Here is an 8,885-nt window from a genome sequence, read left to right as displayed (position 1 = left end):
AGGTGCTGCCCTTTGGCCGTGGCGCCGAAGACGAAGTCGCAGGCCCGGCCCGAACCATGGTCTTGAAGGGCGTGTGACACGAGGCCAGGTGGGCGCCATGCGCTTGCGCTAGTGCGCCCTGGACACCGGCAAGCCAGCCTGGTGAGCCGATTCCTGCACAAACCTTGCCGCGCTCCCCGCCGCAAGCCTCCCCGCAGCATCGGGAGATCGCCCCGGCATGCCTGGGACGAGAGACCTCCTCGTCAATGCCACTCGCCGGGCTCGACCCCCTGGATGCTGCGATCCCGCAGCCACTCGGCCACCGCCCGTGCCACCCACTGCGGATCGTCCAGCGGCAGGTCATGGCCGGCCTTGGTGTGCAGCCGCAGTGGCGCCCCCCAGGCACGACTGATGGCCTGCGAGCAGCGCCAGTCAACGAGGCCATCGGCCTTGCTGCACAGCAGCAGCATGGGTGCATCCGGACGCGTGCGGCTGGCGCGGTAACGCATGCTGGCCAGCAGTTGACGCGCCGTATTGCGCACGCCCAGCGGGTGCTGGCGCTGCAACTCCACCCAGCGGTCGATGACCGCCTGCGTGGGCGTCAGCCGCGTTGTCAGGCTGAGCACCCTCTCCTCGCGCATCCGGGCACTGAAACGGCTCAACGACAGCAGCAGCAGGCCCAGGTAGTTCAACGGCCGCGGCTTGCGAAACAACTCGCTGAAAGGCCTCAGGCTGGGATTGATCAGCACACCTGCCTCGATCTCGCCCGGGTAGCGGTTGGCCCAGTCGCTCAGCACGGCCGCCCCCAGCGACATGCCGACCAGCGACACCGGCCCGAGGATGCCCTCGCGCCGCAAGGCTTCGCGGCAGGTCTCGACGATGGCCGACACCTGGGTGGGGCTGGCCTGGCGGCGCAGCACGCCGGTCCCCGGCAGATCCAGCATGAGGAGACGAGATGCCGGCTGCAACGCGCGCAGTTCACGCAGCAGGTGGTCGGGAAACACCCCCCAATGGCCACTCGCGCGCGACAAGCCGCGCATCAGCACCCAGACAGGCGTCGGCGCGCGCTCCGCCGGCGCCAGCAGGCCGGCGACAACACGCGAATCGACGGCGATGGGGGCAGCCGGGATGTTTCCAAACATTACCGGCGAGGATAACGGCGGCTTGAGCCGTCACGCTCTCCGCACTTTCGCTAAAACGGGGGGGTGTCAGGTGCCGGACTTGCCGCCTGGGCTGTCGGGCAGCAAGCAGGCGTCGGCGACCTGGAGGTTGTTGTCGCGCGCGAAGTTCATGACGAAGTCCCAGGCCATGGGCTCGAGGCGTCGGAGTTCCTCGTTGACGACGACGCACTTCACGCCGTTGATGACAGTGGGCACGCACAGGGGCGAGTAGCCGATGTGCGCCCCGATGCCGGGGCGCACGCCGCCGGGGCGGAAGCAGGACATCGCGCCAGCCAGCCGTTCCGCCCAGTCGCTCGGGCGGAAGGTGCGTCCATCCACGGTAATACCTTGGATGAAGACTTCACGCGGCGGGGGGGCAACGGTCATGGACTGCAGGGCTTCGCGGGTACAGCGGGGTACCGCTGCCAGAAACCGCTATTGTGCCTCGGCGCCAGCCCATCTGTTGCGGCGCAGCAAATGTCAGGGCATGGCCCCTAGAATTGAACGTCCACTTTTCCTCAACCCATCCGGAGACCCGATGAACGCTGATTCCCTCCCGTCCGACGCCCATCTGATGCCGACCTATGGCCGCCTGCCCGTTGCGCTCTCGCACGGCCAAGGCTCCTGGGTCTGGGATACGGAAGGCCGACGACTGCTGGACGGCCTCGGCGGCATCGCGGTCAACACGCTGGGCCACAACCATCCGCGCCTGGTGGCGGCACTCCAGGACCAGGTCGCCAAGCTCATCCACACGAGCAACTACTACCGCGTGCCCCTGCAGGAGCAGCTCGCCGACAAGCTCTGCGAGCTCTCCGGCCTGGCCAATGTCTTCTTCTGCAACAGCGGCCTGGAAGCCAACGAGGCGGCGCTGAAGATCGCCCGCAAGTTCGGCCATGACCGCGGCAATACGTCGCCCGGCGTGCTGGTCTTCGAGGGCGCCTTCCACGGCCGCTCGATCGCGACGTTGTCGGCCACGGCCAACCCCAAGATCCAGGCCGGCTTCGGTCCGCTGGTGCCGGGTTTCGTGCGCGTGCCGCTCAACGACATCCCTGCCGTCGAGGCCGCGCTGGACGCCCACCCCCACATCACGGCCATCTTCCTTGAGACCATCCAGGGCGAAGGCGGCATCAAGCCGGCCCACATCGAGTTCCTGCAGGCCCTGCGTCGCGTCTGCGACGAGCGTGACCTGCTGCTGATGCTGGACGAGGTGCAATGCGGCATCGGTCGCACCGGCAAATGGTTCGCCCACCAATGGGCGGGCATCAAGCCCGATGTGATGCCCCTGGCCAAGGGCCTGGGCTCGGGCGTGCCCATCGGCGCCGTCGTCTGCGGCCCGCGCGCGGCCGGCGTGCTGAAGGCCGGCAACCACGGCACCACCTTCGGCGGCAATCCGCTGGCCATGCGTGCCGGCGTCGTGACGCTGACCGTCATGGAGCAGGACAAGCTGCTTGCCAACGCAGAAGCCGTCGGTGCGACGCTGCGCGACGCGCTGGCCGCAGGGCTGGCCGACGTGGCCGGCGTCGTCGAGATCCGCGGCCAGGGCCTGATGCTGGGCGTCGAGCTGGACCGCCCCGCCGGCGCGCTGCTGACGCAGGCGCTGGATGCCGGCCTGCTGATCAGCGTCACGGCCGACCGCGTCGTGCGCCTGCTGCCGCCGCTGATCCTGACGCACGACGAGGCGCGCCAGATCGCGGCCATCCTGGTGCCGCTGATCAAGGCCTTGCTGGCCCAGCCCAAGCCATGAAGCCGGGGGATGCACTGATGCGTCACTACCTGCAGTTCAAGGACCTGCGCGCCGAGGAATACGCCCACCTGTTCGACCGCGCCGCCATCATCAAGCGGCGCTTCAAGAACTACGAGAAGTACCAGCCGCTGGCCGACCGAACGCTGGCCATGATCTTCGAGAAGGCCTCCACGCGCACCCGGGTGAGCTTCGAGGCAGGCATGTACCAGATGGGCGGCTCGGTCGTGCACCTGACGACCGGCGACAGCCAGCTCGGCCGTGCCGAGCCGGTGGAGGACTCCGCACGCGTCATCAGCCGCATGGTCGACATCGTCATGATCCGCACCTTCGAGCAGAGCAAGATCGAGCGTTTCGCGGCGCACTCACGTGTGCCGGTCATCAACGGACTGACCAACGAGTACCACCCCTGCCAGATCTTGGCCGACCTGTTCACCTTCATCGAGAACCGCGGCATGGACCGACGCGGCGCCATCGACATGGACTGCCTGAAGGGCCGCGTCGTGGCCTGGGTGGGCGACGGCAACAACATGGCCAACACCTGGCTGCAGGCGGCGGAGATCCTCGGCTTCACGGTGCACGTCAGCACGCCCAGTGGCTACGAGATCGACCCGACGGTCGCAGGCATCAAGAACGCCAGCTGCTACAAGGTCTTCAAGGACCCGCGCGAGGCCTGCGAAGGCGCCGACCTGGTGACGACCGACGTCTGGACCAGCATGGGCTACGAAGCCGAGAACGAGGCCCGCAAGGCGGCGTTCGCGGACTGGTGTGTGGACGCCGGCATGATGGCTCGTGCCAAGCCGGATGCGCTCTTCATGCACTGCCTGCCCGCCCACCGCGGCGAGGAAGTGGCGGCCGAGGTCATTGACGGGCCGCAGTCGGTGGTCTGGGACGAGGCCGAGAACCGGATGCACGTGCAGAAGGCACTCATGGAGTACCTGCTGCTCGGCCGGATTGGCTAGTTCCGGACATTAGAAGCCTGCGCTGAGCAAATAGCTCTGCGCAGTCTCTTTCCAAACAAACAGCCCTGCGCTGGCGGGGCTGCAACCACCTCCTGATGGCCGTGGCTGTCGGGGCGTGATGGCAGAGCTGCGACAGCACCACCTTCAGGTGGGCCACGTCGCGCACGGCGATCTCCAGGATCCGGCTGTCCTCGCCGGTCACGTCATAGGCCGTCAGGACCTCCGGGCAGGTGTCCAGCGCTCGCAGCATCTGCGACTCATCCCCAGATCGGGAAGTTGATGCCGCATCATGGGATGAAATCCATGCAGTCGATGAACGGAGCTGCGCTTCGCAGCCGTTAGGCTTTCGCCCGCGGCTTCATACGGAAGCTGATGCCCATGCGGTTGATGGCGTTCATCGCGGCGATGGTGAGGGTCAGGTTGACCAAGTCCTTCTCGCCAAAAACTGCCAACGCCGCCTCGTAGGCTTCATCGGAAGCGTGCGTTTCACTGACGAGGGTGACTTCCTCGGACCAGGCGAGAGCGGCTCGCTCTTGCTCCGAGAACAGGTACTCCGCTTCGTGCCACACCGGGACGAGGACTACTTTCTCAACCGACATTCCGCCAGCCATCAGGTCCCGGGTGTGAATGTCGATGCAGTGGGCACAGCCATTGATCTGCGAGACTCGCAGGAATACCAGATGGATAAGCTGACTTGGCAACGAAGTGCCAGAGGTGACGAAGTGATGCAGGCCACCGATGGCCTTGGCGCCTTCCGGAGATGCTTGAAACCAAACTGCGCGGGTCATATAACGCCTTCTTCAAGTAGAGATTGGGAGCGGCTGCAGGAGCAGCCTGAACCCAAGACGTTTGACTTGATCGCGTTGTGACAGCCGCAGCAAAAAGGACCGCCCCCGGGCCTCAGGTTCGTGGTGGCAGCCTGTTCGGCCCAAAACTCAGGAAACGATTAGCCTTTCCTTCAACGGTGCCAGCTTCACCGGGTTCCGCTGGATGCGAACCCGAGCGATCTGAACATCGGTGAACTCGAAAGTCTGTACGGAGTCAAGGGCACCATCGAGGTAGCGCAGAAGCGCCCATTGGCCATTCAGTATGGCCAGCTCAAGTCGCATGGCGTCACCGTGGCGAAGACGCGTGGCGTAGTAAAGCTGAGCAATGCGTTGACCTCCAAGCAAAGGCCCGGAAAAGCTTGGCCTGACGTCGCCAAAGTCGCCAAGCATCTCCGCTTCCTCGGCGAGCAGCATCTTTATGCCTTCAAGGTTGCCGCTCGAAATCGCCTGAATGAGTCGTCTTAACAGTTCCAGCTGAGCCGCTGCTGGCATTCGCAAGGACTTTATGCCCGCCGATTCGCGTGCGTTCTCAAGCCGTTGCCTGGCTCTATGGACAATCTGCCGGGCGGAAGCTTTGCTTCGGCCAATGGCCTCGGCTACCTGCTCGTACTCAGTGTCGAACACCTCACGAAGCAAGAAGGCGGCCCGCGCTTCCGGCGACAGGCAGTCCAGAAGCAGCAAGAAGGCGATGGACACATCGTCGGCGGTTTCACATTCTTGCTCAGGCGTGGTCGGCGCCTGTTCCAAAAGAGGCTCTGGGAACCAAGCGCCCGCATAAGTCGCTCTTCGAAGTTTGGCTGCCCGAAGACGGTCTATCGCCATCCGCGTAGTCACGGTCACGAGCCAAGCTTCGGCATTCAAGACATGGGCTTGGGACGACTTCGTCTCCTCATGCCAGCGCAACCATGCGTCTTGCACCAAGTCTTCCGCCTCCTGCACGGACGAAAGCATGCGGTAGCCAATTGCCATCAGCCTGGGACGCATGTTCGAGAACAGTTCGGTAGACGTGGACGACATGATGATCGAGTCTAGTGCGAGGGTCAGGCTCCCTGGCGGGGCCTGGCCATCTCCCCATCGCCAGCTCGAGCGGTTCCGGTCCGGCCTGGCCGAGGCGGCAAACCAGCCCAGCCAACGGGGTGTCCGCGTGCTCCGCGAAGAATTGGTCTATCTCGTCGGTGGGATACGCCTTGAGGGTGCGCTGACTGCGAGCCTGGGTGCACATCCGCGCTTGGATGCTCTTGGCGCGCTTTGGGCTTTTGACGGCAAGTCCGCTTTGGCTGGGGTGTGCCGCGGACAAGCCTGTGGAGGCTGCGGATCGACCGGGACCGGCCCTCGCAGGCGCCGAGCGTGTCGAGCGGCACGGTGCAAAGGCTCGCCCAGAACCGGTTGACAGGGGCGTGCAAGTAACTTCTCTCTTTCGCAGCCCGCACTTCACCTTTGCCGATGAAGGCCGCGTAGCCGGCGGCTTGCCCCGGTCACTCAAACGTTCCAGCACAAACGTCTGGAAGCTATACCTGGCTGCGAGCCAATCAGATGGGGAGCAGCAGGGCAGCAACTATCTGGACACCCCTCCCCAGCCGCAGGCATCAAATTGATCGCTGACCCACGCGCTTGGACAATTCCTCGGCGCTCTCCTTGCGCTCGCTGTAGCGGTCCACCAGGTAGGGCCCAAGGTCGCGGGTCAACAGCGTGAACTTGAACAGCTCCTCCATCACGTCCACCACCCGGTCGTAGAACGACGAGGGCTTCATGCGCCCGTCCTCGGTGAACTCGGCGAAGGCCTTGGCCACGGACGACTGGTTGGGGATGGTGAGCATCCGCATCCAGCGGCCCAGCACGCGCATCTGGTTGACGGCGTTGAAGGACTGCGAGCCGCCGGACACCTGCATGACGGCCAGCGTCTTGCCCTGCGTGGGCCGCACCGCGCCGGACGACAGCGGAATCCAGTCGATTTGCGCCTTCATGATGCCGGTCATGGCGCCGTGCCGCTCAGGCGACGTCCAGACCATGCCCTCGGACCAGGCGGCCAGCTCGCGCAGCTCCTGCACCTTGGCGTGGGTGTCGGGCGCGTCGTCGGGCAGAGGCAGACCGCTGGGGTTGAAGATGCGTACCTCGGCGCCCATGGCCTCCAGCAGGCGCGCGGCCTCGAAGGTCAGCAGGCGGCTGTATGAGCGCTGACGCAGCGAGCCATAGAGCATCAGGAAGCGCGGCCGGTGCTGTGAAGGCGTGGGTATCAGACGCGCCTGCGTCGGCACCTCGAACAGCTCGGTGCGCAGCGCGGGGAAAGTGGCATCAGGGAACAGCGGCTCAGACACGTTGGGTCTCCTTGGTCACCACCGATGGGGCCGCTGCCGGCTGCGACAACAGGCGGTGCACGCCCACGGCCACCGCCGCGCCCATGAGCTCAGCCACCACGAAGCCCGGCGCGCTGCCAGGCGCGATGCCGGCGAAGCTGTCGCTGAACATGCGGCCGAACACGGCAGCCGGGTTGGCGAAGGAGGTGGATGCCGTGAACCAGTAGGCCGCGCCGATGTAGGCCGCGACCATCGCCGGCGCCCGCGAGGCCGGCGCACGCAGGATGACCAGCAGCAGCCCGAAGGTCGCGACGCCCTCGGCGATCCACTGGCCGGTCCCGCTTCGCACCTGGGTCGAGCGCTGCAGGATGCTCATGTCGAACATCGCGTGGGCCAGCCAGGCACCCAGCATCGCGCCGACGAGCTGGACGGCGATGTAGGGCGCGAGCGCGGCCACCGGCAGCTCACCGCGCCAGGCCATGACGGCGCTGACGGCGGGGTTGAAGTGAGCACCGCTGACCGGGCCGAAGACCTCGATGAGGATGTACAGGCCGCCGACTGTCGCCAGCGTGTTGGCCAGCAGCGCGATGGCGACGCTGCCGCCGGCCAGGCGCTCGGCCATGATGCCGGAGCCGATGACGACAGCCAGCAGCAGCGTCGTGCCCAGGCCTTCGGCGAGGAGCTTGCGGGACAGGCTCATGCTCAGCTCCTGCAGATGTCGGCCAGTGCCTGCTGCAGCTCGGCCTTGCTCAGGTCTTCGAGCGGCAACTGCAGGAGCTGCAGCATGCGGTAGCCGATGGCCTGACGCGTCAGCTCGAAGGCGCGGCGCTTGCCCTCGTCACCACCCTCGGCGTTGGAGGGGTCCGGATAACCCCAGTGCACCTTGATCGGCTGGCCGTTGCCACCGAAGAACACCGGGCACTGCTCGGCAGCGGCGCTGTCGCAGACCGTGATGACGATGGACAGCGGCGGTGCGCCGTCCTGGCTGAACTGGTCCCAGCTCTTGCTGTAGTACCCGCTGGTGTCCACGCCGGCGTTCTGCAGTGCCTCGACCGCAAATGGGTTGATGCGGCCGCTCGGCGCGCTGCCGGCGCTGTGCGCCTGCACGTCCTTGCCGAGCTTCCTGGCCCAGTGGTTGAGCATGCCCTCGCTGAGGACGCTGCGGGCGGAGTTGTGCGTGCACAGGATGAGAACGTGAGTCGTCATGGGAGGGCTCAGCGGGTGCCGATCTGCTTGATTTCGTGCTGAATGGCCAGCGGCTCCAGCTTGGTGAGGGGGAGCGCCAGCAGCAGCTCGATGCGGCGCTTGAGGGTGATGGCCACGTCGAGGAACGCCTGCAGCTTCGCGGCCTCAGGTCCTTCCAAATGGCCGGGGTCGGGTACGCCCCAGTGCGCCGTCATCGGTTGACCCGGCCAGACGGGGCACACCTCGCCCGCTGCCGAGTCGCAGACGGTGAAGACGAAGTCCATGATGGGCGAGCCGACCACCGCGAACTCGTCCCAGCTCTTGCTGCGCAAGCCCTCGGTCGGGATGCGCAGCGACGCCAGCGTCTGCAGGGCCATCGGGTTGACGGTGCCGTTGGGACGGCTGCCGGCGGAATAGGCCTTGAAGCGCCGCGCGCCCAGGCTGTTCATCAGGCCCTCGGCCATGATGGAGCGGGCCGAGTTGCCGGTGCAGATGAAGAGGACGTTGAAGGTGTTGTCGAGCATGGTGCTTTCTTCATTGGCAGGCACAGGTCGTGGCGCTTTCTGAAGTCGTACAAGTGGCGCCTTGGCAGCAGTTCTCGGTGAGGTAGGCCAGCAGTTCATTCATGTGGTCGAACGCGGCTCGGTAGACCACGTTGCGGCTGATGCGTTCCTGGCTTACCAGGCCCGCATGGCTCAGTTCCTTCAGGTGAAAGGACCGCGTCGCCGCCGGCAGCT

The 8,885-nt window shown here is 65.8% G+C and carries 12 protein-coding genes; 2 read left to right on the top strand and 10 right to left on the bottom strand.

Annotation, left to right across the window (positions count from 1 at the left end):
- Positions 1 to 242: 242 nt before the first annotated feature.
- Complete coding sequence (locus tag VGF12_RS19605) at positions 243 to 1,121, bottom strand: alpha/beta hydrolase (RefSeq protein WP_331177735.1); 879 nt, start codon at positions 1,119 to 1,121, stop codon at positions 243 to 245.
- 66 nt (positions 1,122 to 1,187) lie between these two features.
- Entirely contained in the window at positions 1,188 to 1,526 is a 339-nt protein-coding gene (locus VGF12_RS19600) for a DUF3579 domain-containing protein (protein WP_331177734.1), read from the bottom strand.
- Positions 1,527 to 1,677: 151 nt separating this feature from the next.
- On the opposite strand from VGF12_RS19600, the gene VGF12_RS19595 reads away from it, so the two are divergent.
- Both VGF12_RS19595 and argF read left to right on the top strand, forming a co-directional pair.
- Positions 1,678 to 2,883 (top strand): aspartate aminotransferase family protein, encoded by a 1,206-nt coding sequence (locus tag VGF12_RS19595; RefSeq protein ID WP_331177733.1) that lies wholly within the window; start codon positions 1,678 to 1,680, stop codon positions 2,881 to 2,883.
- Positions 2,880 to 3,842 carry an ornithine carbamoyltransferase gene (argF, locus tag VGF12_RS19590; RefSeq protein ID WP_331177732.1) on the top strand — a complete coding sequence of 321 codons (963 nt, stop codon included), beginning with the start codon at positions 2,880 to 2,882 and terminating at the stop codon, positions 3,840 to 3,842. The genes VGF12_RS19595 and argF overlap by 4 nt, the downstream gene beginning before the upstream one ends.
- Here the strand turns inward: argF and VGF12_RS26240 are convergent.
- The 8 genes from VGF12_RS26240 to VGF12_RS19555 all read right to left on the bottom strand — a co-directional run.
- The gene (locus tag VGF12_RS26240; RefSeq protein ID WP_414710150.1) at positions 3,808 to 4,092 is read right to left on the bottom strand and encodes an Lrp/AsnC ligand binding domain-containing protein; all 285 of its coding nucleotides are present in this window, start codon (positions 4,090 to 4,092) and stop codon (positions 3,808 to 3,810) included. The two genes, argF and VGF12_RS26240, sit on opposite strands and share 35 nt — an antisense overlap.
- Before the next feature lie 88 nt (positions 4,093 to 4,180).
- Entirely contained in the window at positions 4,181 to 4,630 is a 450-nt protein-coding gene (locus VGF12_RS19585; protein WP_331177731.1) for a carboxymuconolactone decarboxylase family protein, read from the bottom strand.
- A 147-nt stretch (positions 4,631 to 4,777) separates the two neighbouring features.
- On the bottom strand, positions 4,778 to 5,686 hold the full coding sequence (locus VGF12_RS19580; RefSeq protein ID WP_331177730.1) for a sigma-70 family RNA polymerase sigma factor: 909 nt from the start codon (positions 5,684 to 5,686) through the stop codon (positions 4,778 to 4,780).
- A 569-nt stretch (positions 5,687 to 6,255) separates the two neighbouring features.
- Entirely contained in the window at positions 6,256 to 6,984 is a 729-nt protein-coding gene (arsH, locus tag VGF12_RS19575) for an arsenical resistance protein ArsH (protein ID WP_331177729.1), read from the bottom strand.
- Positions 6,977 to 7,663 (bottom strand): MIP/aquaporin family protein, encoded by a 687-nt coding sequence (locus VGF12_RS19570; RefSeq protein WP_331177728.1) that lies wholly within the window; start codon positions 7,661 to 7,663, stop codon positions 6,977 to 6,979. The genes arsH and VGF12_RS19570 overlap by 8 nt, the downstream gene beginning before the upstream one ends.
- 2 nt (positions 7,664 to 7,665) lie before the next feature.
- On the bottom strand, positions 7,666 to 8,169 hold the full coding sequence (locus VGF12_RS19565; protein WP_331177727.1) for an arsenate reductase ArsC: 504 nt from the start codon (positions 8,167 to 8,169) through the stop codon (positions 7,666 to 7,668).
- Between the two features lie 8 nt (positions 8,170 to 8,177).
- A complete protein-coding gene (locus VGF12_RS19560) occupies positions 8,178 to 8,672 on the bottom strand; it encodes an arsenate reductase ArsC (RefSeq protein ID WP_331177726.1) in 495 nt (164 codons plus the stop codon).
- 10 nt (positions 8,673 to 8,682) lie between these two features.
- A partial coding sequence (locus VGF12_RS19555; protein WP_331177725.1) for a helix-turn-helix transcriptional regulator occupies positions 8,683 to 8,885 on the bottom strand: 203 nt, incomplete at its 5' end.

Source organism: Roseateles sp., assembly GCF_036404855.1.
Taxonomy (GTDB): Bacteria; Pseudomonadota; Gammaproteobacteria; order Burkholderiales; family Burkholderiaceae_C; genus Pelomonas.
This window is presented reverse-complemented; position numbering and strand designations above follow the sequence as displayed.